Source organism: Coriobacteriaceae bacterium, assembly GCA_025992855.1.
Classification (GTDB): Bacteria; Actinomycetota; Coriobacteriia; order Coriobacteriales; family Coriobacteriaceae; genus Collinsella.
Window position 1 is genome coordinate 920,530 of sequence record DAJPGB010000001.1, and the last position, 25,579, is coordinate 946,108.

Sequence of the window (25,579 nt, forward strand, 5' to 3'; positions counted from 1 at the left end):
GGTGGGGCGTTAGGGGAGGAGCTTCATCGCGGCGTCGTGGGCGGCGTGCTCGTAGGTGTCGTCGAGGGGCTTGAGCGGCAGCAGGGCTGTGGCCTGCGCATCGCCGCGGCGCTCGAGGGCGTGCGCGATCAGCCAGTCGGCGAGCTCGGGGTTCTTGGGTAGCGCCGGCCCGTGCAGGTACGTGCCGATGACGCCCTTGTAGATGAGGCCCTCAAAGCCATCGTCGCCGTTGTTGCCGGTGCCCGCGACGACGGACGTTCCGAGCGGCGTGGCCTCTGTATCGAGCAGGGTGCGGCCGCCATGGTTCTCGAATCCCACAAAGGGCTCGGGTGCCAGGTCGGTCTTGACGGCGACGTTGCCGATCAGGCGGTCGGAGCCGCGTACGGTTTCGGCGGCAATGACGCCCAGACCCTCGATGCGATCCTCGCCCATATAGTACGAACGGCCGAGCAGCTGGTAGCTGCCGCAGATGGCAAGCAGCGAACCGCCGTCTTCAACATAGGCCGCGACCTTGTCTTTTTGAGCGAGCAGTTCGTGTGCCACGGCCAGCTGATCGCGGTCGGCACCGCCGCCCATCATGACGATATCGGCATCGGTCAAATCAAGCGTTTCGCCCATACGGACCTCGTCTACACGCACGGGAATGCCACGCCAGGCGCAGCGGCGTTCGAGCGCGATAACATTGCCGCCGTCGCCGTAGAGGTTAAGGGCATCGGGGTACAGATAGACGATGCGCAGCGGGCGCGAAAGCTCGACCGGCGCAATATCGGTGGGGACAGCGCTACCATCGGCGCACGGTGCAGCGTGGGCGGCAACCGTGGCCGCATCGGTGCCTTTGAGTCCGTCGAGCTCCTTGACCAGCGGCGGGAAGGCCGTGTAGTTGGCGACGGCGTAGAAGGTGTCATCGGCGGCCTCGTCTGCCACGGCGCCGATCGCCTGCGCGACGTCCGAGATAATCGCGGCATCGATGCCGGCGTACTTGAGGCGTACCTGCATGTCGTGCGCACGCGTGCCTCCGGCAAAGGCGACAAGACCCGGCGTGTCGGCGATGCGCTCGAAGTCGACATCGTAGATCCACGAGACATCGTGGCCGTCGGCATCGTTATCGTTCAGGAAGAAGGCGCAGAGCCTGCCACCTGCCGTTTTAATGGACTGGATCTGGCGATCGAAGCCCACGGGATTCTTGGCTAGGTTGGCCTCGACGGTGCGGCCGGCAATATCCCAGCGGCCCATGCGTCCGCCGGCAGGCACGTAGGCATTAAGCGTGGGCTGCAGGTGCGCCGCGTCCACGCCCAGCTCGTGCGCCGCAAAGAAGGCGGCGGCGACGTTATAGACCATGTACAGGCCGTTGTAGCGTGTGGCGATGTGTACGGCAGGCGCGTCGTGCGCAGATCCAAAGTTCAGGTCAAAGCCGTAGCCGTCGCAGCCGAGTTCCACGCCCGTCACGCGACGGACAAGCGCAGGGCGGGCCCAGCCGCACGAGGGGCAATGGTAGGCGCCGAGTTGACCATACTGTACGTAGTCGTACTCCAACGGGGCGTTGCACTGCGAGCAAAAGCGCGAGTCGCTAATGCGGTCGGACTCGGTGCCCGTGGCGCCATCGATGCCAAAGGCAATACTCGCGTTGGGAACGCGCGCGGCAATCGAGGCGCACAGCGGGTCGTCGGCGTTGTAGATGAGCGTCGTTGCCGGCGAAAGCTCCAACGCGTGGGCGATGACCTCCTGGGTGTGGTCGATCTCGCCGTAGCGGTCTAGCTGGTCGCGGAACAGGTTGAGCAGCACAAAGTACGTCGGTTTGAGCTTGGGCAGAACGCGTACGGTGTAGAGCTCGTCGCACTCAAAAACGCCCACGCGCTTGCCGCTGCTGGTGTGCTTAAGGCCGCCGCGGGCCTCGAGCAGAGCACCCACCACACCAGGCTCCATATTGTTGCCGGCACGGTTGCACACCACGGTAGCGCCGCTGGCAGCAACGGCGTCAGCGATGAGGTTGGAGGTGGTGGTCTTGCCATTAGTACCGGTAATCACCACGCTGCGGTCGACAAGGCCGGCGAGGTCGCTCAGCAACTCGGGGTCGATCTTCATGGCGATGCGGCCGGGGAGTACGCCGCCCTGGCGCTTAAGGATAGAGCGCAGCCCCCAGCGGGCGATATCGCTCGAGGTGCAGGCGAGAGATGAGCGGAAGTTCATGAAGTCGTTCCTAACGTGAATGACATAGTCGGGGCGATCGCGTCGCTAAAAGCCGTAGCGGCGCGCAAATTCCTGGGCGAGCTGCGATACATCTTCGCAGGCGTTGGCCCAGGGGGCAAAGTCTGGGGTGTCCGAGATAATGCCGTCGGCTTCCCAAACCGCCTGGTGCGAGAGGTCCCAGGGGTCGCGCGGCTCGGGTCGGCAGGGAAGATACGGCGTCTGGTACATGGGGTTCAGCAAGAAGAACGCGCCACCCTCGCAACGGTTAGCGAACTCACGCAGCGCGCGCGTCGCCGGGCGCATCTTGTTTGTTTTGAACAGCAAGATCGTGCGGGCGAGCAAGTACCAAGGAGAGTTTTCGAGTGCGTCTGCCCCCATCTGTTCCTCGAGCTGATGCGCCAGGGCAAAAAAGCCGTCCTGGTCTTCCAGGCGGGCGAGGGCAAGCAATACGGTGCCGGCGGCCCGGGTGGAATAGCCCTCCGCCTTAAGGACACGGCGAGAATAGTTGGCGGCGGCGCGGTAACGAGCGCTCGCCATGCACAGCTGCGAGATGGCCTCGAGTGTGTGAAGCCACCCGATAAGGGCCGGCTCGCTCACGGTAAGGTCCGCTGCGGTGACACCGTCGGCCAAAACATTATTGGCCCAGTAGTGCGGGGCCTCCATATCAAACCCGGGCACGCCCTGTTGCAGGTAGTCGGCCGTGCTCGCTTCGAGCTTCATCAGGTCGCCCAGGCAAGCGTCAACGGGCGTGTCGGCCAAAATGATGGCGAGCAGCTGGGCATCGACGGCCAGCGCATCGATGCGGACGATCTTGAGCAGCTCATCACGCATATCGTCGAACAAGCGGTTGCGCGTCTGCTCAAACTCCTCGTCGCTGCCCATGTCCTCGATGCGATGGAGCTCGTCGAGCAGGTGGCGATGAACACCGGCATAGGACAGCAGCGCCTGAGCATGCTCGGACTGCGCATACTTTTGGGGATTCGCGCTAATGTCGTTATGGACAAGCTCGCGTGCTGCATCGGTGAGCTCGGGGTGCGACGCCAGATAGGTGCGCTCCAGGTAGGCGGGGATGTAGACGCTCGGATCCATTAGAGGTCTCCTCCCTTAAACGGCAAGCCCTGCTCGGCCGCCCGCAGTATGCGCTCGTCGATCTGGGAGCGCACGATGTCGTTGGTGGCGACCCAGGCGGCAAAGCTGGCGTTGTCGGGTGCGCCCAGGCCCTCCTGCAGTACCGGCGTCGCCTCGGAGAGTGCAAGGACGAGCTCGTCGGTGGAGCCTGCACCCACGTTGACGCGGGCATAGACGCCATCGGGAAACTCGGTTTGGAAGTAGAGCGCCTCGGCTGCGTGCGGGCACGAGCGCGCAAGGATACGCAGGTAGTGTTTGGCGCCCTCGTAATCCAGCTCGCGCCAGGCAGCGCTCATCAGCGCGATGAGCGTCCACGGGTCCAAGTCGCGTTCTGCATCCTTGGGACGACGGCGCAGCGGCGTGTTGGCGAGATAGGGGACGGAGTGGGCAGAGCGAAAGCGCTTGAGCTCCTCAGCGGGGTATTCGAGCTTTGCCATGGCGAGCATTGCGGTGTGGCGGACGCCGGCAGGATCGTTGGGGGCAAAGTCGAGGCTGCGGTTTGCGGCTTCGAGCGACATGCGGTAGCGGCCGCTAATGAGCGCGCGCGATGCCAAGGCGGCAAGCCAGCGCAGGTAGGGGCGGCGGGTCAGGTCGCCTGCGGCCTCGCGCTCGTAGGGGTCCTGCGCCGAGGCGATCTTGAGCGCCAGGTCGTGCTCCACCTCGTCGCACTTGGACACCAGATACTGCACGTACTCCTCGTTGGAGTTGGCGGTGAGGGCGGTCAGCATGCGCTGGGCGTCCCAGTTGGTGGGGTCGAGCGCGGCTGCCTCGCGAAGCATGTTCTCGGCAGCGCCCTCTTCTTGCTCTGCCTGGGTATCGTCAGGGATAAAGGGAATGCGGTAGTCGACAGCCTCGACCACCTTGGCAATGAGATGCCCGGCGCGGTCACGGTCGTGCACGATGAGCGGCGCGGGGTTGCGGGTGAATTGTTCCATCAGACGTTCTACGGCGGTGCCGTCGGTGAGCGGGATATTGTCGCGGCGCAAGGCCTCAAGAACGAGGCGATGGCAATCCTCTTGAATGGGATCGAATGCCATGGGGCCTCCTTTGCTGCGGTTAGGGTTCAAATGTCTCTATATAAGGTTCTAGTTTACCCGCATGTGGCACACCGGGGGTGCCGCACTTGGACTTGCACCTTTGCACCACGAAGACGGATGTCGCACAAATGTCGGCACCTTGGACGACCGAGTGGTATCACGGTGCCGCAAACGGTCGATTTTCGGCGGCGAACGGTGCATATTTTGGAGGGGCACCGTCCTGCCCGGGATATGTAGTCAACCTTGATAAAACGTTTGCCCAGCTTGGGGGTATGGATGCTGCACAAGGGTCTTCAGGGATAGAAAAAACGTTTCATCATTGGTAACTTTGGATGAATAACTGACCAACCAGAACGGTAAAATAGTATTTGTCTGAGCGTTGAGACGTTTAGACATCGCGCATTGTCATCGCCGGCAACGCGCAAACCGGTCCTAACGGAGCCAATTGGGTGCTCCGTTATATACGCAAGTCTAAGAGGGGCTTGTTTAGGAGGCACAGTATGGGACGTTTTACCAATCCTCGCGATCTGTACTTTGGTGAGGGCGCTCGCCACGAGGTGAAGAACCTCAAGGGCAAGAAGGCCATCATCGTTTCTGGCGGCAGCTCTATGCGCCGCGGCGGGTTCCTGCAGGACGTTGAGGCCGACCTCAAAGAGGGCGGCTTCGAGGTCAAGCTGTTCGAGGGCGTCGAGTCCGACCCGTCCATTGAGACGGTCATGAAGGGCGCCGAGGCCATGCGCGAGTTCGAGCCCGACTGGATTATCGCCATCGGCGGCGGCTCGCCCATCGATGCCGCTAAGGCCATGTGGGTCTTCTACGAGTATCCCGAGGAGTCCTTCGATAACATCATCCAGCCGTTCAGCTTCCCCGAGCTGCGTCAGAAGGCTCACTTCTGCGCCATCTCCTCTACCTCCGGTACCGCTACCGAGGTCACTGCCTTCTCCGTCATTACCGACTACGCCAAGGGCATCAAGTACCCGCTGGCCGACTTCAACATCACCCCTGATGTCGCCATCGTCGACCCCGAGCTCACCTACACCATGCCCGCCAAGCTGTGCGCTCACACCGGCATGGACGCTCTGACCCACTGCATGGAGGCCTACGTTTCCACCTGCGCTTCCATGTTCACCGACGCCAACGCTCTGCACGGCATCCGCGAGATCGTCGAGTGGCTGCCCAAGTCCTATGCTGGCGACCATGAGGCCCGTCAGCACATGCACGAGGCTCAGTGCATCGCCGGTATCGCCTTCTCCTCGGGCCTGCTCGGCATCGTTCATTCCATGGCTCACAAGACCGGTGCTGCCTTCGAGAACGGCCACATCATCCACGGTGCTGCTAACGCCATGTACCTGGGCAAGGTCATCCAGTGGAACTCCAAGGATCCCCGTGCTGCCGAGCGTTATGCTTACGTGGCCAAGGAGATCCTGCACCTTCCCGGCGAGACCAATGAGGAGCTCATCGCCGCGCTCGTCCAGAAGATTCGCGACCTCAACGACCAGCTCAACATTCCGCAGTCCATCAAGGATTACGCGAATGGTGGCGTGAAGGTCGACGCCGAGAACCCGCAGATGGTCTCCGAGGAGGAGTTCCTCGCCAAGCTTCCCGAGATCGCCGCGAACGCCGAGACCGACGCCTGCACGCCCGAGAACCCGCGTGAGACCAAGGCTGCCGACTTCGAGAAGATTCTCAAGGCCTGCTACTACGACACCGACATCGATTTCTAATCGACTCTTGTTATCGTAACGAGGGGCTCCGCACGTATCCGTACGGAGCCCCTTTCTTTTTTATTATTAGAGAATGGGATAGTTATGGCTGCAATTTTCAATAGCCCCAGCAAGTACATCCAGGGTCCGGACGAGCTCGCAAAGCTCGGCTCCCATGTCGAGCCGCTCGGTGCTAAAGCCCTCGTCATCGTGACGCCTTCGGGCAAGAAGCGCGTCGGTGCCAAGATCGAGGGCGGTTTTGCCGAGGCCAAGGCCGAGCTGCTGTTTGAGGACTTTAACGGCGAGTGCTCCAAGGGCGAGGTCGATCGTCTGGTTGCGCTTGCTCGCGACAACGGTTGCGACATCATCGTCGGCGTCGGTGGCGGCAAGATCCTCGACACCGCGAAGGCCGTTGCCTACTACCTGGAGTCCCCGGTCATCATTTGCCCCACCATTGCTTCGACCGATGCTCCGTGCTCGGCACTTTCGGTGCTCTACACCGACGACGGCCAGTTCGACAAGTATCTCTTCCTTAAGGCAAACCCCAATATTGTCCTGATGGATACGACAGTTATCGCGGCGAGCCCGGTGCGCCTGACGGTTTCCGGCATGGGCGATGCGCTCGCAACCTACTTTGAGGCCCAGGCGACGCATGATGCCGACGGCGGCACTTGCGCCGGCGGCAAGGGCGGCATGGCCGGCCTGGCGCTCGCCAAGCTCTGCTACGAGACGCTTATGGCCGATGGCGTCAAGGCCAAGGTCGCGCTGGAGAAGGGTGCGCTCACGCCTGCCGTCGAGCACATCATTGAGGCCAACACGCTGCTCTCCGGCATTGGCTTTGAGAGCTCGGGCCTTGCTGCTGCTCATGCTATCCACAATGGCCTGACGATGCTGCCCGAGTGCCACGGCATGTATCACGGCGAGAAGGTCGCCTTCGGCACCATCGTCCAGCTGGTACTCGAGGATGCCCCGACCGAGAAGCTCGAGGAAGTCTTGGGCTTCTGCATTGAGCTGGGCCTGCCGGTCACGATGAAGGAACTTGGCGTTGCCGAGCTTACGCGCGAGCAGGCCATGATTGTTGCCGAGGCCGCCTGCGCACCCGATGACACCATGTGCAACATGCCGTTTGAGGTGACGCCCGAGATGGTCGCAAACGCCATCCTGGGTGCCGACGCGCTGGGCCACTACTATCTCATGGATGAGTAAATCAAGCTCAGGAAGGGGCAAAGCCAGCAGATGACTTTGCCCCTTTTTACTATGGTGCAAAGTGGCCTGTCTCCAATGCACAAGTTGGTGCAGGGGGCAAGTTACTTTGCACCAATCGTTGTTTGATGAAGGGCGGATTCTCGTATGGCGCTTCCCATGGTTTATGGCGGTCCCGGCCGGTATGTTCAGGGGCCGGGCGAACTTTCGCGTCAGGGCAGGTATTTGTCATGGTTGGGCTGCGCTGCTTATGTCTTGTTTGACCAGGGCACCGAGGATCGGCTGTGCAAGCAGATCGTCGATGGATTTCTAGACGAAGATCTAAGTGAGCCGTTCTTTAAGATTTATGACGGTCCGTGTACGGAAGACGCCGTTGTCGAAATGGCTAAGGAGGCCCGGGCCGAGTATTGCGACATGGTGGTGGGCATTGGCGGCGGCAAGATACTCGATATTGCCAAGGCCGTTGCGTTTTATGCCGAGGTGCCGTTGTGCGTATGCCCCACGGCGGCTTCGATGGACGGTCCGTGCAGCGCGATTTCGGTGCTGTATCACGAGGATGGGTCGTTCGACCACTACCTGATGCTCGAGAAGAATCCAGACCTGGTCGTGGTCGATACCAACGTGGTCGCGGCAGCCCCACTGCGTATGACGGTCGCTGGCATGGGCGACGCACTGGCAACGTACTTCGAGGCGCGTTCGTGCGCCGCGGCGCACGGTGCCAACGAGCACGGTGGCGCGCCGGGGCACTTGGCCTTGGTTGCGGCTCGTGCCTGCTATGACACACTCATGGAGTGCGGCGTCGCTGCCAAGCGCGATCTCAAAAAGGGCCGTACATCGCCGGCAGTTGAGCGCCTGATCGAGTGCAATATTCTGCTCTCGGGTGTTGGCTTTGAGAGTGGCGGTTTGGCGTTGGCGCATGCGATCGCCAACGGCCTGACGATTTTGCCCGAGTGCAAGGCCATGCACGGCGAGGCCGTAGCGTTTGGTCTGATGGTTCAGCTTCGTCTGGAGCGTGCACCCGAGCTTGATCGGGTGCTCGAGTTTTGCCAACGCGTCGGTCTGCCGACGACGCTCGAGGAGCTGGGCCTTGGCGAGATTTCCGATGCCGATCTGCAGAGTGTTGCAAATGCGGTCTTTAGAAACGAGCGTAACATGGCCAACGAGCAGACCAAGGTGACCAAACAGAAGCTCGTGCAGCTCATGTGCGAGGCATAGTTTGGCGCTTGATTGACCTTGTGCAATCGAGGCAGCGATAGGCTATGGGTTATTTCCCTCAAGGTGCGCCGCGTGTAATTTGCCCGAGGCGTGGGCCGATAGCGTATCATTATCTCTTGCTTGTTTGCACTGCTCAGGGAGGGGCCGCGCATGGCGCAGGAACACGATCTGTTTGATGACATTATCGAGATCAGCAAGGGTTTCGACTTTCTTAAAAACCCGCTTGGCGGTGTGACCGATGCACTCGATCCGTCGGCGCCGCAGTGGAATCCTGCCGACTACAAGGAGCGTCCGCGCGGTAACACCATTCCGTGCCTGACCTGCAAAAACGAAAAGAGCGGCTGCACCGCGTGCATGGACGTGTGCCCGGTCAACGCTATCGAGGTCGAGGAAGACGCCATCGAGATTCTCGACTCCTGTCGCAAGTGCGGCCTGTGCGCCGCTGCCTGCCCGACGGAGGCGATCATCTCTCCGCGCCTTGCACCCAAAAACGTCTACGACGACATTGTCTCGGCGGCTACGAGCCACGAGACCGCCTACGTCACCTGCACGCGTGCCCTTAAGCGCATGCCGCGCGAGAACGAGGTCGTCGTCGCCTGCGTGGGCGATATTACGGCAGAGACTTGGTTTTCGGTACTGGCGGACTATCCCAACGTGAGTGTGTACCTGCCGTTGGGCGTGTGCGACAAATGCCGCAACACCGGCGGTGAGGACATTCTGGGCGAGGCCATTGCCACTGCCGAGGAGTGGGCCGGTACGGGCATGGGCCTGGAGGTCGACCCCAAGAGCCTCAAATGCCATAAGCGCCGCGAGTACGAGCGCAAGGAGTACATGGATAAGATTGCCCGCACCACGGGCCTAACCGTGACTAAGCTCAACCCGGCGACTGCGGCACTGGCCTCGGTGACGCAGAAGTTGAAGGCCCACCGTCACCAGATCACGCAGCTCGAGCGCACGCTCAACACCATGTGCGGCACCACGACGACTAAGCGTCGCCGTTCGCTTACGCACGGACGCCAACTGGTGCTCTCGACGTTGCAAAACCACCCCGAGCTTGCCCAGAACATGCAGGTGAGCACGCCGGAATGCGATTTTGACAAGTGCACGTCGTGCGGCGAATGCGTCAACGTGTGCCCCACGTTTGCCTGCGATTTGGTGGGAAGCGGTCGCTTTGCACTGGAGTCCACGTATTGCCTAGGTTGCGGAGCCTGCGTCAAGGTGTGCCCCGAGCATGCGCTTAAGTTGGTTGAGCATGATGCATCCAACCTGGTCGTCGTCGATCCCGAGGCCGAGGAAAAGGCTGCCCAGAAGGCCAAGGCTCACGAAGAAGCTGAGAAGGTCAAGGCCGAGGCAAAGGCCAAGCTGGACAAGATGCTCGACCAGGTGGAAAAGCTCGCGGACTAGTCAGCGAGCTCTATCTCTGCTTCATTTGCGCCGCCGTGGTGTCCGGATTCGCCCGGATGCTGCGGCGGCGCTATACTTATACTGTTTGAAGTACTGTACCAAAAGGAGCTGTCGTGTCCCTTTCCATCGGTATCGTGGGCCTGCCCAACGTGGGCAAGTCGACGCTGTTCACCGCGCTTACCAAAAAGACCGGCCTTGCCGCCAACTACCCGTTTGCCACGATCGACCCCAACGTGGGTATCGTCGACGTGCCCGATAGCCGCCTGCAAAAGCTTGCCGACATCGTTAACCCGGGTCGTATTGTGCCGGCGACGGTCGAGTTCGTCGACATCGCAGGTCTGGTGAAGGGCGCTAACGAGGGCGAGGGCCTGGGCAACCAGTTCCTGGCCAACATTCGCGAGACCGACGCCATCTGCGAGGTCGTGCGCTACTTTAAGGACCCCAACGTCATGCGTGAGGTGGGCCGCACGGGCGAGTTCGTCGATCCCGCCGGCGATGCCGACACCATCATGACCGAGCTCATCCTGGCCGACATGGGCACGCTCGAGAAGCAGCTGCCTAAGCTCGAGAAGGAGGCCAAGCGCGACAAGGAGCTCATGCCCAAGTTCGAGGTGGCCAAGCGCCTGCTCGCTTGGCTCAACGAGGGCAAGCGAGCCGCGTCCATGGAGATGACCGACGAGGAGCGTGCCGCCGCCAAGGGCCTGTTCCTGCTCACTATGAAGCCCATTCTGTACGTGGCCAACGTGGACGAGGATATGCTCAACGAGGACCTGGCACCCATCGATGGCGTCAAGCCGTTGCCCATCTGCGCCAAGATCGAGGCCGAGCTTTCCGAGCTCGATCCCGAGGACGCCGCCGACTACCTGGAAAGCCTTGGCCTGGAACAGCCCGGCCTGGACGTGCTCGCGCAGGCGGCCTATAAGCTGCTCGGTCTGCAGTCGTTCTTTACGGCCGGCGAGATGGAGGTCAAGGCCTGGACGGTTCGTCAGGGCGCGACCGCCCCGCAGGCCGCCGGCGTCATCCACACCGACTTTGAGCGCGGCTTTATTAAGGCCGAGGTCATTGGCTATGACGACTACATCGAGCTCGGTGGCGAGCAGGGCGCCAAGGCCGCCGGCAAGCTGCGCATCGAGGGCAAGGACTATGTCATGGCCGATGGCGACGTCGTGCACTTCCGCTTTAACGTGTAAGGACGACGCATATGTTTAAATATGGCAAAAAAGCTGGCTACATGGGTATTGCGCTGCTCGTACTTGCGGTGATTCCGCTGGTGGTCGCAGCGTGTGTTATCCCCAACATTGGTCCTGAGGTGGCAACAAAGTTTAATGCCGCCGGCGAGGCGACGCGCTGGGGCAAGAGCTACGAGTTGCTGGCGTTGCCGGTGCTCAACTTGCTGCTGAGCGTGGCGACGTACTTTACGGCGGGACGCCAGGCAAAGAACAATGATGACTCCGCCGCCATGGCGCGCATCGTGTGCGAACGCTACCTGCGTAACGGTTGCATCACGGGTGTGTTCCTCAACGTGATCAACGTCTACTTTATGTATTCGGCGATTACCGGTATGGGCTTTGGCCTGGGCTTTTAGCTTGCGCCTTTAGGCAACGAGCCTGCAAGCATATTCGATGGCTGCTGCGAGGCCGCCGCTCGATCGTGGTTGAAAGACCATGTCGGCGGCGGCCTCGTTTTCGTATCCGGCGCCGCGAAGACAGAGCGCGATACCGGCTTCCAAGAGAAGGGGCAGGCCGCGCTGGCTGGTTGCTATTACGGCAGTCTGATTGAGCGAGCAGCTGTGCGCTTGGCATTGGATGGCAAGTTCACCTTGCGCCGGGCAAGGGACCAGAACAGCGGCAACGCGACTTGATAGCAATGCAAATGCCGTGCGCTCATCGGGCGAAAGGCATGCAGCTTCAACGACGACGAGCTTGGGCGGCGCGCTGTTTGTGCGAGGCGTGGCTCGGTACATGCGGACCGAAGAACCCGACATAGAAAACTCCTGTGTATTCGGCAAAACGTAAACTATAGTTTACGTTTATGTTCGGCTCCATTTCAAACTCGGCTGCATGGACGAACGTGCGAAACAGATTCTTGGCAGGCGGGTCGAAGAGACACGCAGGGACCTTGGTATCTCCAAGGTTGATTTTTGTGTGGCGACAGGAATCAGCCGACCCTATCTCGACCGAATCGAAGATGGGACGGCAAATTTCACGCTCAAGGTTCTATTTAAGATCGCACCCGCACTCGGCATGACGGTGTCAGAGCTTCTTGAGGGTATCGAATAGAAGATGCCTATTGACCGGTGGTTACACCATCGGGATACGGTCGTGGTTGACTTGACTGTAGAACAGGCGCTGAATTTCTGACGCATCGCGTGACTGGCCGAGCGCCCACATGGTTTTGGCCACGAGTGTCTCGGTGGTCATATCGTCGCCGCGCAAAATACCCGGGTGATCGGCGTAGGCACGGCCGACCTCATAAACACCAAGGTCAAGGCCCTCTTCGGGGACCTGCGTGGTCATAACGACGGTGCGACCCGAATCGACCCAGCGGAAAATCGCCTCTTGGAACGACTCGCCCGACTCGCCAAACTCGGGGATACCGCCAATGCCAAAGGTCTCCAGGATTACAGCATCGTAGCTGTCGGCAAGGGCGTCCAGGATACCCGGGTTCACGCCAGGCGTAAGCTTGAGCACAAATACGCGCGGATCGATGCTGTCGTAGAAACGCACCGGGTTTTCGCCCTGATGCGTGCCGTGAAGCCCGTTGCGCACGATGCGGTCGTTGCGGATATAGGCGATGGGCGGATAGTTGACGCTAATGAACGCGTTAAAGCTCATGGTGCGTTGTTTGCGGGCACGCGTGCCGGCAATGGCTACGCCGCCAAACACGATTGAGACGTCGTGCGAGTGCTCGTCGAGCGCATAGAGCAGGCTCTGGTACAGGTTGAGCTTGGCATCGGTAAAGGGATTGCCCATGGGCTTTTGCGAGCCGGTGAGTACGATAGGCTTGGGGCTGTCCTGAATCAGATAGGAAAGCGCCGCCGCGGTGTAGCTCATGGTGTCGGTGCCGTGCAGAATCACGAAGCCGTCGTGGTCGGCATAACCCTCGACGATGACGTCGCGGATACGCATCCAGTCACTGGGGCGCATATTGGTGCTGTCGATGTTCATGGGCTGCACGACGTCGAGCTCGCAGAGGCCCGAGATCTCGGGGACGCTCTGGGCGAGCTCCTCACCGGTCAGGGCGGGGGAGAGGCCGTTGCCGTCCTCGGTCGATGCGATGGTGCCGCCCGTGGCGATGAGAAGGATGCGCTTCATGCTGGTATTCCTATCGTATTTGCCGCCGCAGAGGCGGAGTCGTTCGGCAGTATTGTGGCACAGGGCGTCCAATGTTCAAACGTATTACATCATCTGTAACGTTTGGTAACACTTCAATTGCCGTCAAATAGGGGCCTAGGTCGTGCGTTTGCCGTGCGCTGATGGCTGCGAGGGGCGAGAAACCCCATATAACGTGTACACTATGAAGGCTATTTTCGTTCATTCACGCGGGTGGGCACCGGCTCCCCGCCAACAAGAGGGGGAACCATGGATCAAAAGGCTTCCGCAAAGGTCCTCGTACTCGACTTTGGTGCGCAGTACGGTCAGCTCATTGCCCGTCGCGTCCGCGACCTCAACGTGTATTCCGAGATTGTCCCCTGCGACATCTCGGCCGACGAGATTCGCGAGATGAACGCCTCTGCGCTCATCCTTTCCGGCGGTCCGGCTTCCGTGTATGCCGAGGACGCTCCGTCTATAGATCCCGCCATCTTTGACCTGGGCCTTCCCGTCCTGGGCTTTTGCTACGGCCATCAGATCACGGCCGTGACGCTCGGCGGCAAGGTCGGCCACTCCGAGGTAGGCGAGTACGGCCGCGCCACCATCACGCGTACGGCCGGCGCCAAACTCTTTAACTCCACGCCCATGGAGCAGACCGTGTGGATGAGCCACCGCGACGCCGTGTCCGAGGTGCCCGAGGGCTTTACCGTTACCGCCAGCACCGACGTATGCCCGGTTGCCGCCATGGAGTGCGTTGAGCGCAAGATTTTCACCACGCAGTTCCACCCCGAGGTCAAACACTCCGAGTATGGCCAGCAGCTGCTGAGCAACTTCCTGTTTGAGATCTGCGGCCTGGAGCCCAACTGGAGCATGGACAACCTGGTCGAGACCATGACGGCCGAGTTCCGCGAGAAGGTCGGTGACGACCGCGTGATTCTGGCCCTGTCCGGCGGCGTCGACTCCTCCGTCGTGGCTGCGCTGGGCGCCCGCGCCGTGGGCAAGCAGATGACCTGTGTGTTCATCAACCACGGCCTGCTGCGCAAGGGCGAGCCCGAGCAGGTGGAGGAGGTCTTCACCAAGCAGTTTGATGTCGACTTTATCCACGTCCACGCCGAGGACCGTTATGCCGAGCTTCTGGCCGGCGTGACCGAGCCCGAGGAGAAGCGCCGCATCATCGGCACGCAGTTCTGGAAAGAGTTCTTCGCCGTGGCGCAGCAGCTCGAGACCGATGGCAAGCCGGTCAAGTACCTGGCTCAGGGCACCATCTACCCCGACATCATCGAGTCTGGCGCTCGCAAGACGGGCGGCAAGACGGCCACCATCAAGAGTCATCACAACCTGATCCCGTTCCCCGAGGGCGTGCACTTCGACCTTATTGAGCCGCTCGATCACTTCTTTAAGGACGAGGTCCGCGCGCTTGGTTTGGCACTTGGCCTGCCGGGTCACATCGTGTTCCGCCAGCCTTTCCCGGGCCCGGGTCTGGCCATCCGCATCATCGGTGCGGTCGACAAGGAGAAGCTCGAGATCCTCAAGAACGCCGACGCCATCGTGCGCGAGGAGCTCGACGCCTACAACCAGCGTCTGTTTGAGCAGACCGGTGAGCGCAACTCCGAGCACAGCTGCTGGCAGTATTTCGCGGTCCTGCCCGACATCAAGTCCGTCGGCGTTATGGGTGACGAGCGCACCTACCAGCGCCCGATCATCCTGCGTGCCGTCGAGTCCAGCGATGCGATGACCGCCGACTGGGCCAAGCTGCCCTACGACGTACTGGCCCGTATCTCCGGCCGCATCGTTGCCGAGGTTCCCGGCGCCAACCGCGTGTGCTACGACATCACGTCCAAGCCGCCCGCGACCATCGAGTGGGAGTAAACGATATTCGTTGATTTCAAGCCTCTGACCTGCGAAAACAGGTCGGGGGCTTCTTATTTTGCAACCTCTGTGCAACCTTTGCGGTTTCGCGCCCCGTGAACAGGGGACGTAGCACTGTTCACGTCTGGGTCCATATCGGCACTGATCATTGCCCGCGCTGCTTCTGCTTGCGCTTCAGCTTCCGCTGCTCGAGGCACGTCGCCCGGTGTTCCTCGCCAGAGGAGAGCTGGCCGTTCCTTGCGAAACCGCGAGGCCACCTATATCCGCTTGCTGCGGGCTTGCTTGAACCAGTTCCTCTTGAAAGAGCCTATGCCTCCGAAGAACTTGTTGTACGTCTCACCGTCCTCCTTGGCCTCGTACTTGACCAAGGCAAGTTCGATAGTGCAGAGGTAATCCGCCACTTGCTCGAGGCGGTAGTCGGTCATCGAGGTCTTGCGGCGTCGGACGACCCCTTTTGAGAGGACCTTGCCCACCGAGTCGTCTCGCCCGCGGAACAGAAGGAGCGCATCCTCGCGACCTTCGGCGACCTGTGCTGCGAGATGGAGGGCTGCACCATCGCGCAGGGCCCTTTCCAAAGCGAAGTGTCGAGCCGAAGTGTTGAGCGTCGGCCCTGAATGTTCAATGGCCGTTGTTTTCTGCCCCTCAAGTGGTGAACTTCTCCTCGGGGCTGTTGATTCCCCCACGCGCCCCCTTCCGTTCTCTGTGTTCCCCTTATACTCCTTGTACAAGGAGGTAAGAAGTCATGGACAAGACCGCACAGGACAGCTTGGCAAAGAAGCCCGTCGACATGAGGGACAGAATTCTCGAGCATCTCGAGGCCCTCACCTCTGCCGTCTCGCTCGACGACCTTGCCCGTCTGTCCACCTCCGACATCGCCGAGACGCTCATCATCTCCAGGAGTCTGGCGAGCCAGTACCTCAACGACCTTGTTCGCGCCGGCCTTGTGGTTAAGGTGGCGGGCAGGCCTGTCCGTTATTTTCATCGCCGCGCGTTCCAGAAGCGTTTTCAGGTAAAGCTCTCTGCAAGCGAGTACGCCTCGCTCGCCGACCTCATCCAGGCGACGGGAATCGCCGATCACCGTGACTTCGCGCGTGCCGTGGGCTTTGACCTGAGCCTCAGCTCCGTTGTCGAGCAGTGCAAGGCTGCGGTTCAGTACCCTCCGTTTGGCCTACCCATCCTCTTGAGCGGCGGCGTGGGTGTCGGCAAGTCTTTCCTTTCTCGCCTTGTGTACGAGTACGGCAAGAACCAGGGCTTGCTGTCCCGCGACTCCTCCTATGTGCGCATCGACTGCGCCGGGGTCCCGGACGCCGCCTCGTTCAACGGGCTTCTTGACGAGTCGATCGCGAAATCGCGCGGGGGTGTGGTTTTTGTCAACGGCATCGAGGCACTCTCTCCCTCTGCGATGGAGCACTGCCTTGCGACGGCCCTCGGGCTCGATGCCTCCCAGGATGCGCCGCGCGCTCGCCTCGTTCTTTCGACGACGCTTTCCGCCGATGATCTGAAGGTTTCCTCGGCCTACAGCAAAATGCCCATCTGTGCCCGTGTCCCCTCACTCAAGGAGCGGACCCCCGAGGAGCGCGAGGATCTCATCTTGAGCTTCCTGCGCAGCGAGGGGTGCCGAATCGGTTCTGATGTGAAGATCAGCCGCGGCGCATACCGTTGCCTCGTGAACGCGGACTTTTCCGATAACATCGCCGGCTTGCGCGCCTGCGTGACGAACTGCTGCGCCAAAGCGTTCCTCAATCGCGAGGGCGACTACGTCGTCGTTCGCCCGTATCTTCTTCCCAGCGGGCTCCTCTCCTCCGCGCAGATCGATCAACAGCCCGACGATGGCGTTCTGATCGACGCGTCCCTGGATGCCGCCGAGAGCACAGGGCCGGTCGAGCAGGCGCTCGATGCCCTGTGCTCTCTCGATGAGCGATTCTGCGCCGGGGAGCTCTCTGTCTCCGAGCTCGTCTCGCAAGCTGTCTCCGCTGTGCGCGGCGTTGAGGATCACTTGATCTTCGGCCGCGGCGTCGCCTCCTCGAGGTCGCGCGCCTTCGAGCGCATCGTGGGCGCGGTCCTTGCCGACGCAGGCTCTTCTTATGGCATCGAGCTTTCGAGGAAGGTCGCTTTTCTGCTGGCCCAGGAGATTTGCCTGCAGTTGTGGCCGGGCATCGGCCTGGCTAAGCGAAAGTCTGCCTGTGCGGAGCAAATCTCCCATCTCCTCGGTGCCGTGACCTCCGAATTGCCGTTTGCCTCGAGCGTCTCCGATCAGGTCGCCGCAGACGTGGAAGGGGCGCTGGGAATCTCGCTCGATCACTTCACGAAGACGCTTCTGACGCTGTGCGTCGCATCGGAGTCTCGCGACGCGAAGGCCCTTCGAACGCTCTGCGTCATCTTGTCCCACGGCTACTCAACGGCGACGAGCATCGCCGACGCGGCGAACCGTATGCTCGGCATGCATGTGTACGAGGCGGTCGACATGCCCTACGACCAGCAGCTGAAGGACATCGTCGGTCCGCTCCAGCGCCTCGTCGACCGCCATTCCTACTGCACCGGGGTCGTATTCCTCGTCGACATGGGCTCCTTGGAGGAGGCCTATAAGGCCCTCGAGAACGTTACCGACTCCACCATCGGGGTGGTGAACAACGTCTCCACCGGGCTCGCGCTCGAGATCGGGTCCGGGCTGCTCGGCGGCAAGTCCATCGCCGAGGTTCTTGGCGATGCGACCGCCGCGTGCGTGACGCACTGCAAGGTGATCGAGCGCGTCAACCGTGAGGACGCCATCGTCTTCTGCTCCGAGTCCGGGGTCGACGCCGCGGAGAGGATACGCCAGCTCGTCTCGCAGAGCCTCCCGCGCACCATAGGCGCGCGCCTGCTCACGAGGCCCTTCAAGCAGCTCGTCGCGAACGGGTCGAACGACGCCGTTTTCTCCGAGCACCGCGTCTGCGCCGTCATCGGCACGGGAGACCCCGGGGTCGCCTCCATCCCCTTCGTCGCCCTCGAGGACATCATGTCGACGGCGTCCGCCTCTAAGGTCGATGCCGTGTTCGGCAGGTGGCTTGACGCTTCCGAGCTCTCTTCTTTCCACGAGAAGCTGCTCTCGAACATGACGCTGCAGAACGTCATCCGCTCCATCACCATCCTCGACCCGGAGCGGCTATTCCACGAGATCGAGAGCGCCGTGCACGAGCTTCAGCGCAGGACGGGCGAGAAGATCGGCAGCAACGCCATCATTGGGCTCTACGTCCACCTCTGCTGTCTCGTCGAGCGCCTTGTTACCAGAAACCCCATTGAGACCTACGTTGGCCAGGACCGCTTCGAGGAGGAGCGTGCCGATTTCATCGAGTCCTTCAGGCAGAGCTTCTCGAGCATCTCGACGCGCTATCGCGTAGAGGTTCCCGTAAGCGAGATCGCATATGTCTTCGACTACATAAGCGTGAGCGCCGCCCCGGCGCGAGAAGAGCGCCTCGGCTCCTCGGACCTCCTGCTCGACGAGTGACCTTCCCCGCGCCGCCGCAAGCTGACTGCGCGTCCTCAATAATCCGATAACCCCTTGCCCGGCGCGAATCCGGATAGCGCCGAGGCAGTACCGAACGTAAGACTTCATTTGATAGGAGCAAACATGAGTGTTGTTATGGCACGAATCGACAATCGCCTGCTTCACGGCATCATCGTGACGCAGTGGGCCCCGGTGTCGGGCGCGACCCGAGTCATGGTCATCGACGACAAGGTCGCCGGCGACGAGGTCCTGAAATCCACTATGAGGATGGCGCGCCCCGCGGGCATGGCCGTCTCGATCATCTCCGAGGAGACCGCGCTCAAGAACTTCGCGGCGGGCAAGTACGACCGCGAGAAGGTCTTCGTCATCGCCAAGGAGCCCGAGACGATCCTTCACCTGGCCGAGTCGGGCGTCGAGTTCCCGTCGCTGATCGTCGGCGGCTCTCTTGTCAAGGAGGGCGGCGTCCAGCTCACCCAGCGCGCCTATGCCTCCGCCGAGAACGTCCAGAGCTACAAGGCGCTCATCGCCCGCGGCGTCAAGGTGACGGCACAGTTCGTGCCCGCCGACAAGCCCGTCTCCGTCGCCGACCTCATCTAAGGAGGGATCATGGTCAACTTCACTATCCTGCAAGTCGTCCTTTTGACCCTGCTGGCCTTCATCAAGCACGTGGACTACTACGGCATCCCGATGATCTTCGTCAACTATGCCGTCTTCTGGGGCCTTATCACCGGCGTCGTCATGGGCGACTGGCAGACCGGCCTCGTCATCGGCGGCACCATCCAGCTCATGCAGCTCGGCGTCGCGGGCTTCGGCGGCTCTTCGATCCCCGACTACGGCACGATGGCCATCATCGCCACCGCCTACGGCGTGACCCTGGGCTCGGACACGGGCCTCGCCATCGGCCTGCCGGTCGGCATGCTCGGCATCCAGCTCGACGTCATCGTCAAGATCCTCAACGGCTTCGTCGTCGAGAAGTCCCAGAAGTTCTGCGACGAGGGCAAGTTCAAGCAGATGAACGCCATCCTGTGGGTCTGCCCCGCGCTCTTCGGTCTGTGCGCCGCCCTGCCCGTCTTTGTTTCCGTGACGCTCGGCCAGCCCGCCGTCAACTGGCTCCTCGAGGTCATGCCCCAGTGGTTCCTCTCCGGCCTCACCCTCGCCGGCAAGATGCTCCCGGCCGTCGGCATCGCCATGCTGCTTCGCTACATGCCCACCGCTAAGTACTTCCAGTACCTGCTCGCCGGCTTCTTCCTCTCGGCCTTCCTGAACGTGCCCATCATCGGTGCCGCCATCGTCGGCGTTGCCCTCGCGATCGCGTTCTATCAGCGTGCCGAGAGGGACGCCGAGCTCGCCGCCCACGCTTCCGCAGACGCCTTCATCGGAGAGGATGAGTAACCATGGAAAACGAGAACATCACCGCCGCCGAGGGCAAGCCCTCCGGCTATAAGGTCACCAAGAAGGACCTGCGCAACGCGAACTGGCGCTGGCTCATGAGCGTGTGCACCTTCAACTACCAGACCCAGCAGGGCGCCTCAGTCGCTTACGCCCTCTCGCCGGTCCTGAGGAAGATCTACACGAACGACGAGGACTATAAGCAAGCGCTCAACAACCACTTCCGCTACTACAACACCCAGCCTTGGCTCGCCGCCATCATCCTCGGCGCCTGCGTGGCCATGGAGGAACGCGACGGCCTAGCGGCGGCGGACGCCGTCCAAGACCTGAAGATCGGCACCATGGGACCGCTCGCCGGCGTCGGCGACTCCCTGCTCATGACCATGATCCCGACCATCATGGGCTCCATCGCCGCCTACATGGCCATCGAGGGCAACCCCGTGGGAGCCGGCATCTGGTTCGCGCTCATCCTGGCCATCTTCTGGGTCCGCATGCACGCCCTCGAGTTCGGCTACAAGCAGGGCGTGAAGCTCGTCACCGACTTCAGCGAGAAGCTTCCCAACCTCACTGCCGCCGCCTCCGTGCTCGGCCTCACCGTGGTCGGCTGCCTCATCGCCTCGGTCATCGGCGTCACCTGCCCGATTAGATTCAGCTTCGGCGACGTCTCGATGGAGATTCAGCCGCTGCTCGACAAGATCCTGCCTGCCATGATCCCCGCCGCCATCACGGGAAGCGCGTATTACCTTCTTACCAAGAAGAACGCGAGCATGACGGCCCTCATCCTCGTGGTGATCGTCCTCGCGATGGTCGCCTCCGCCGCCGGCATCCTTGCCTAGCTTCGACCCAAGAGATTGGTGAATCAATGAGAAAGATAGTTGTGGCGAGCCATTCCCTTCTCGCCCAGGGCTTCAAGGACACCCTCGAGTTCCTTACGGGTAAGAGCGACGCCGTCAACGCCGTGTGCGCCTACGTGAACGACAACGGCGAGGGGCTCGACGCGGCGGTCGAGGCGGCTCTTTCGGGCACTGACGAGGTCGTCGTCCTCACCGACGCGCTCGGCGGCAGCGTGAACCAGCGCTTCTCCCGCTTCGCCTCCGACCGGATCCACGTGATCGCGGGTGTCAACCTCCCGCTCGCCATGACGGTCGCGCTCGCGCGCCCCGACGAGAAACTCGACTTCGACGCCCTCGTCGACGAGGCGCGCCAGCAGATTGTCTACGTGAACGGTGCCAGTTCCGCCGAGTGCGAAGACGACGAATAGAGGAGGTCGACGATGAGAGAGTTCCTTAAGGACGTGTGGATGCACGGCGGTGAGGAAAGCCGCGCCATCACCCCCGAGAACATCACGGGCGAGAAGGGCCGTGCCGCCATGTCGGCCAGCCACCTCGGCGTCGGCCGCAAGGGCTCGTGCTGCGTGCCCCTTGAGTCCGGCGAGACCATCACGCTCGCGGACATCGAGGGCCCCGGCATCATCCGCCACATCTGGATGACCGTCCCCGACAAGACCGCCGCCGGCAGCTTCGTCATGCGCGACCTCGTGCTGCGCTTCTACTGGGACGACGAGGAGACCCCCTCGGTCGAGTGCCCTGTCGGCGACTTCTTCTGCAACGGCTTCGGTGAGCGCGCCATCGTCAACTCGATGCCCATCTGCGTGAACCCGACGGGCGGCATGAACTGCTACTTCGAGATGCCTTTCAGGAAGCACGCCAAGGTCACGCTTACGAGCGAGCACCCCGGGTTCATTAAGTACATCTTCTACACGTTCAACTACGCGCTCACCGACGTGCCGGACGACGCCATGTACTTCCACGCCCGTTTTAACCGCGAGCGCAGCACCCGCAGGGGCGTCGACTACACCGTGCTCGACGGCGTGCGCGGTAAGGGCTACTACGTCGGCACCTACATGGCCCTGTGCGCCCTGGAGCGCTATTGGTGGGGCGAGGGCGAGATGAAGTTCTTCCTCGACGGCGACGAGGAGTTCCCCACGGTCACCTCGACGGGAGCCGAGGACTACTTCGGCGGTGCCTGGGCCTTCCTCGACAGGCCGCCCCACGCGCTGCCCGAGGCGCAGTGCTTCAACACGCTGTTCGCCGGCTACCCGTACCGCTCGACGCGCGACGCCACGCGCGACCGCTTCAGCGCGGGCAAGCCGAACCCGAACCCGATGCTCGCGACCAACGACGACGCGCTGCCCAGGCACGGCCTCTACAGGTGGCACCTTCCCGACCCGATCTCGTTCAAGGAGGACCTGCGCGTGACGTTCCAGGACCTCGGCAACGACGACATCAAGCTCTACGAGCGCGAGGACGACATCTCCACCGTCGCCTACTGGTACCAAAGCGAGCCGCACGCCGTGCTCGCCCCGTTTGCCGCAAGGCAGGACCGCGTGCCCAGGTAGGGTCGCCTCGAAACAAGCCAACGTTATGGGCGCCCGCGGTTGACCATGACTGCGGGCGTCCCTTTGTAAGGAGGATCACATGAGCGAAAAGCAAATGAGGCTCGGCGCCCTCGAGGCCGGCGGGACCAAGATGGTCTGTGCCGTGGTGTCCGGCGACGGCGAGGTCCTCGACCGTATGGAGACCCCGACGCTTACGCCCGCCGAGACCGTCCCGCAAATGGTCGAGTGGTTCACCGCCCGCGATGTGGACGCGTTGGGCATCGGCGCCTTCGGCCCGACCTGCGTCGACCCCAACGATGAGCGCTACGGCTCCATCCTCCAGACGCCCAAGCTCGCGTGGCGAGGCTATGGTCTTCGCGCCGCGTTCGCCGACGCCCTCGGGATTCCGGTGGCCTACGACACGGACGTGAACGTTGCCTGCCTCGGCGAAGTGGTCTTCGGCTGCTGCAAGGGGCTCGAGGACGCCGTCTACGTGACCATCGGCACCGGCGTGGGCGCGGGCGTCATGTGCGCGGGCAGGCTCCTTCACGGCATGCTGCACCCCGAGGCCGGCCACATGCTGGTAAGGATTCGTCCCACCGAGGAGGGACGCTGCGTCTGCCCGAGTCACGCGAGCTGTCTCGAGGGCCTCGCCTCCGGCCCCGCCATCGCCGCACGCTGGGGAAAGCCCGCGGCCGAGCTCGCGGACAACGCTGAGGTGTGGGCGCTCGAGGGGGATTATCTGGGGCAGATGTGCGCGAACCTCGTGCTCATGTACTCGCCTCGCCGCATCGTCCTCGGCGGCGGCGTGATGCACCAGGAGCAGCTCTACGGCATCGTCCGCAAGAAGACCCTCGAATATCTGGGTGGCTACATCCAGACCGCCGAGCTTAAGGACATAGAGAGCTACATCTGCGCCCCGGGCTGCGGTGGCGACCAAGGAATCCTCGGCGCGGCCGAGCTGGCAAGAAGGGCGCTCGCGTAACTTGCGCTCTCTCCGCCATACAACGCGTTAAGAAAAGACGAGCGCTTCTTGCCAATTGAGCGGCAAGAAGCGCTCGTCTTTTGCATTTTTGTCTCTCAAAATCTTATTTTCACGATTTGCATTTTCATCCCGTTGTCACCGACCCTTGCGAGAAACCGGAAAAAGCCGCTGACAGAAGGGTCTCTCAAATCGTTATAACCCAGCATATAGCCGCGACTTGTGACCTGCAGACGGCTGTCCCACGTGCCGATTTCCTTGGCGGCATCCGAAACCGCAAAATATGCCCCCACATCCTTGATTTTTGCAGTCTTAAGCCATGTTTTTGCGATCATCTTTACTGCTGTCCGATTGGCAGCATCAAAGACCAGCACACCGCCGGGGAAAGCGTCCGCCATCTCCCGCACCAGTTCCCGGACCTGCTGGGTCAGAAAGTAATAGAACACCCCGGAGGCAAAGAACACCGCCCCGCCGGAGGCATCGATTTTGCTAAACCATGTGGTGTCTTTCAGGTCGCAGGGGATATTTTGTTCTCGATCCCCGGCGGGCAGTAGCTGCTGCCGCAAGGCAATCACATCCGGGAAGTCCAGATTGTAAATCTTGCATCTACCGTTGTCGCAGGTTCTGCCGGTGTTGTCCAGTCCGCAGCCCAGATTGACCACCGCCGCATTGGGGTGGCCTTTCAGGTAATCCTGTACCTCGAAAGCAAGATCACCCTGCCGCATGGCCACCTCCAGCGCACCAAAACGCTGCATCAGGCTGTGGGAGCTTTTCGCTGCCTCTGAAAAGTCGTAGTCGATTTGGTCGAGCAGACGAACCGCTGTTTCATCCCTATAAAGGTTCGGGTACAGCTCCGTACACAGCTTCCGGGAATACAGCGGGAGGATCAGCGTCTCCTGAACGGTGTTTTTCTCAATTTTACATTTCATAGGTTCCTTCCTCAGTGAATAAAAACTGTCATAATTGCCACCAGAACAGCCGCTATGACCGTCATGCCTATCGCCATGTGCAGGATGGATGCAAAAATATCCGTGCTTGATGCCCTTACTTCCGCGCCGTGACGCAGAGCCACTTTTTCTTTTTGTGTATCTGCACCTCGTGAAAACCCGCCTGCTCCAGACATGCCTTTAATTCAATGTCCTTGTAGATGGTCATGCCGCCGATGATCTGCGTCCACCTCTCGTCCTTGTCCGTGTCGCCATTGCTCTCGTTGCAGATAAGAATTGTCCCGCCCGGCTTCAGCACCCGCCAGACCTCACGGAAGCATCGGGGCAAATCAGGCCAAAAATAGACGGTCTCAAAGGCCGTGGCAGCATCGAAGTAGCTATCCTCAAACACCATATCCGCCACACTGCCTTGCAGAACGGCGCAACGCCCCTCCTGAATTGCAACTCGGTTGAGCTTTCTAGCCTTTTCCACGCTGACGGGCGAATAGTCGATGCCCTTGACGACGCCATGCGGGCATTTTTCCAGCAGCCGTTTTATGTTCGCCCCGCCGCCGCAGCCGCAATCCAGCACCTTGGCGTTTGGCGCAAGTCGTAGAAATCGAAGTCCCCACCGCGCCACAGGGCCGTGGCCCAGATTCATCATTGCAACCATAAGTTTTCCGCCGAGGCCCACGGGCTTGCGGGTGTTTTCAAAGAACGACATCTGGCCCCTCCAATTTCGTGCATTCCGCATAGGTCAACGGGAACGAGGCCTTCAGCACCGCGCTTTTCTGCACCGACCAGCCGTTTTGACGCAGGAAACACAGGTATTCCTCGCTTGTCCATCTGCTATGGAGGGGGAATCCCGCCATACTCATGAAAAAGGCTTTTGCCTTGCCGGGAACCGAGTTCCCCGCGTGGGTGAAGGTTGGCGCGATGAGCACGCCGTCGTCCTTCAGCACCCGCCTGATTTCTTGCAGGGCCTTTTCCGGATGCGGCACTATGTGAAGCGCGTTGGACGCGACCACCACTTCGAAGGACTTCTGTGCATAGGGCAGGCAGAACATATCTTGTACGGAAAAGTGTAACTTTGCGGATTGATTGTCCCGCTTTGCTTCAAGGATCATCTTTGCAGAAGCGTCCGTAGCCTCGATGTGCGCCGCCGCATTCACGATGTTCTTTGCGATAAGCCCCGTGCCGGTGGCAACCTCCAGTACGGTTTTTGCTTTCACCACCGGCCGGATCAGCCCATACATCTTCTCATACGCCGCCCGGTCGTTTCGCATGAAACGGTCGTACCGACCAGCATTCTTGTCCCAGAAGCCCTTGCGTTCGTGCATGGCTATCGCCCCCAAACAGTTAGA

Annotated in this window: 24 protein-coding genes; 15 read left to right on the forward strand and 9 right to left on the reverse strand. The window is 61.4% G+C overall.

The annotated features are described in order from the left end of the window. Nucleotides 1-9 precede the first annotated feature (9 nt). The 3 genes from OIL88_03805 to OIL88_03815 are packed head-to-tail and all read right to left on the reverse strand — an operon-like array spanning nt 10 to nt 4,352. Nucleotides 10-2,187 carry a MurT ligase domain-containing protein gene (locus OIL88_03805; protein ID HJI71494.1) on the reverse strand — a complete coding sequence of 726 codons (2,178 nt, stop codon included), beginning with the start codon at nt 2,185-2,187 and terminating at the stop codon, nt 10-12. 45 nt (nt 2,188-2,232) lie between these two features. Then, nucleotides 2,233-3,276: a hypothetical protein gene (locus tag OIL88_03810; GenBank protein ID HJI71495.1), complete on the reverse strand. Its 1,044-nt coding sequence runs from the start codon at nt 3,274-3,276 to the stop codon at nt 2,233-2,235. Then, nucleotides 3,276-4,352, reverse strand: coding sequence for a hypothetical protein (locus OIL88_03815; GenBank protein HJI71496.1), 1,077 nt, complete (start codon nt 4,350-4,352; stop codon nt 3,276-3,278). Before OIL88_03815 ends, OIL88_03810 begins: the two co-directional genes overlap by 1 nt. A gap of 500 nt (nt 4,353-4,852) precedes the next feature. On the opposite strand from OIL88_03815, the gene OIL88_03820 reads away from it, so the two are divergent. From OIL88_03820 to OIL88_03845, 6 genes are all read left to right on the forward strand, one after another. Then, nucleotides 4,853-6,076, forward strand: a complete 1,224-nt coding sequence (locus tag OIL88_03820) for an iron-containing alcohol dehydrogenase (protein ID HJI71497.1) — start codon at nt 4,853-4,855, stop codon at nt 6,074-6,076. An 84-nt stretch (nt 6,077-6,160) separates the two neighbouring features. After that, nucleotides 6,161-7,261, forward strand: a complete 1,101-nt coding sequence (locus OIL88_03825; GenBank protein HJI71498.1) for a glycerol dehydrogenase — start codon at nt 6,161-6,163, stop codon at nt 7,259-7,261. 144 nt (nt 7,262-7,405) lie between these two features. Next, on the forward strand, nt 7,406-8,473 hold the full coding sequence (locus OIL88_03830; GenBank protein HJI71499.1) for a glycerol dehydrogenase: 1,068 nt from the start codon (nt 7,406-7,408) through the stop codon (nt 8,471-8,473). Nucleotides 8,474-8,623: 150 nt separating this feature from the next. Beyond that, nucleotides 8,624-9,877, forward strand: a complete 1,254-nt coding sequence (locus OIL88_03835) for a 4Fe-4S binding protein (protein ID HJI71500.1) — start codon at nt 8,624-8,626, stop codon at nt 9,875-9,877. A gap of 113 nt (nt 9,878-9,990) precedes the next feature. Next, entirely contained in the window at nt 9,991-11,067 is a 1,077-nt protein-coding gene (gene ychF, locus OIL88_03840) for a redox-regulated ATPase YchF (GenBank protein ID HJI71501.1), read from the forward strand. Between the two features lie 11 nt (nt 11,068-11,078). Then, on the forward strand, nt 11,079-11,462 hold the full coding sequence (locus OIL88_03845; protein ID HJI71502.1) for a DUF1648 domain-containing protein: 384 nt from the start codon (nt 11,079-11,081) through the stop codon (nt 11,460-11,462). A gap of 9 nt (nt 11,463-11,471) precedes the next feature. Here the strand turns inward: OIL88_03845 and OIL88_03850 are convergent, their stop codons facing one another. Next, nucleotides 11,472-11,861: a hypothetical protein gene (locus OIL88_03850; protein ID HJI71503.1), complete on the reverse strand. Its 390-nt coding sequence runs from the start codon at nt 11,859-11,861 to the stop codon at nt 11,472-11,474. A 76-nt stretch (nt 11,862-11,937) separates the two neighbouring features. Here OIL88_03850 and OIL88_03855 point away from each other — a divergent pair, with 76 nt between their 5' ends. Continuing rightward, complete coding sequence (locus OIL88_03855) at nt 11,938-12,156, forward strand: helix-turn-helix domain-containing protein (protein HJI71504.1); 219 nt, start codon at nt 11,938-11,940, stop codon at nt 12,154-12,156. A gap of 21 nt (nt 12,157-12,177) precedes the next feature. On the opposite strand, the gene OIL88_03860 is transcribed toward OIL88_03855, so the two are convergent. Beyond that, on the reverse strand, nt 12,178-13,191 hold the full coding sequence (locus OIL88_03860; GenBank protein HJI71505.1) for an asparaginase: 1,014 nt from the start codon (nt 13,189-13,191) through the stop codon (nt 12,178-12,180). Between the two features lie 267 nt (nt 13,192-13,458). Between OIL88_03860 and guaA the strand changes: the two genes are divergently transcribed. Beyond that, complete coding sequence (guaA, locus tag OIL88_03865; GenBank protein HJI71506.1) at nt 13,459-15,057, forward strand: glutamine-hydrolyzing GMP synthase; 1,599 nt, start codon at nt 13,459-13,461, stop codon at nt 15,055-15,057. A gap of 257 nt (nt 15,058-15,314) precedes the next feature. Here the strand turns inward: guaA and OIL88_03870 are convergent, their stop codons facing one another. Continuing rightward, entirely contained in the window at nt 15,315-15,740 is a 426-nt protein-coding gene (locus OIL88_03870) for a hypothetical protein (GenBank protein HJI71507.1), read from the reverse strand. Nucleotides 15,741-15,799: 59 nt separating this feature from the next. On the opposite strand from OIL88_03870, the gene OIL88_03875 reads away from it, so the two are divergent. From OIL88_03875 to OIL88_03905, 7 genes are all read left to right on the forward strand, one after another. Further along, nucleotides 15,800-18,541, forward strand: a complete 2,742-nt coding sequence (locus OIL88_03875; GenBank protein ID HJI71508.1) for a PRD domain-containing protein — start codon at nt 15,800-15,802, stop codon at nt 18,539-18,541. Between the two features lie 123 nt (nt 18,542-18,664). Beyond that, nucleotides 18,665-19,138, forward strand: a complete 474-nt coding sequence (locus OIL88_03880; protein ID HJI71509.1) for a PTS sugar transporter subunit IIB — start codon at nt 18,665-18,667, stop codon at nt 19,136-19,138. A gap of 9 nt (nt 19,139-19,147) precedes the next feature. Continuing rightward, nucleotides 19,148-19,933 (forward strand): PTS sugar transporter subunit IIC, encoded by a 786-nt coding sequence (locus tag OIL88_03885; GenBank protein HJI71510.1) that lies wholly within the window; start codon nt 19,148-19,150, stop codon nt 19,931-19,933. 2 nt (nt 19,934-19,935) lie between these two features. Further along, entirely contained in the window at nt 19,936-20,766 is an 831-nt protein-coding gene (locus OIL88_03890; GenBank protein ID HJI71511.1) for a PTS system mannose/fructose/sorbose family transporter subunit IID, read from the forward strand. A 26-nt stretch (nt 20,767-20,792) separates the two neighbouring features. Continuing rightward, a complete protein-coding gene (locus tag OIL88_03895) occupies nt 20,793-21,191 on the forward strand; it encodes a hypothetical protein (protein ID HJI71512.1) in 399 nt (132 codons plus the stop codon). Between the two features lie 12 nt (nt 21,192-21,203). Continuing rightward, nucleotides 21,204-22,328: a DUF2961 domain-containing protein gene (locus OIL88_03900; GenBank protein HJI71513.1), complete on the forward strand. Its 1,125-nt coding sequence runs from the start codon at nt 21,204-21,206 to the stop codon at nt 22,326-22,328. A gap of 79 nt (nt 22,329-22,407) precedes the next feature. Beyond that, nucleotides 22,408-23,292: an ROK family protein gene (locus tag OIL88_03905; protein ID HJI71514.1), complete on the forward strand. Its 885-nt coding sequence runs from the start codon at nt 22,408-22,410 to the stop codon at nt 23,290-23,292. Between the two features lie 95 nt (nt 23,293-23,387). On the opposite strand, the gene OIL88_03910 is transcribed toward OIL88_03905, so the two are convergent. The 3 genes from OIL88_03910 to OIL88_03920 form a co-directional block, all read right to left on the reverse strand. Continuing rightward, entirely contained in the window at nt 23,388-24,218 is an 831-nt protein-coding gene (locus OIL88_03910) for a class I SAM-dependent methyltransferase (GenBank protein HJI71515.1), read from the reverse strand. Nucleotides 24,219-24,333: 115 nt separating this feature from the next. Next, the gene (locus tag OIL88_03915; protein HJI71516.1) at nt 24,334-24,939 is read right to left on the reverse strand and encodes a class I SAM-dependent methyltransferase; all 606 of its coding nucleotides are present in this window, start codon (nt 24,937-24,939) and stop codon (nt 24,334-24,336) included. Beyond that, nucleotides 24,926-25,555 (reverse strand): class I SAM-dependent methyltransferase, encoded by a 630-nt coding sequence (locus tag OIL88_03920; protein HJI71517.1) that lies wholly within the window; start codon nt 25,553-25,555, stop codon nt 24,926-24,928. The genes OIL88_03915 and OIL88_03920 overlap by 14 nt, the downstream gene beginning before the upstream one ends. Nucleotides 25,556-25,579 lie beyond the last annotated feature (24 nt).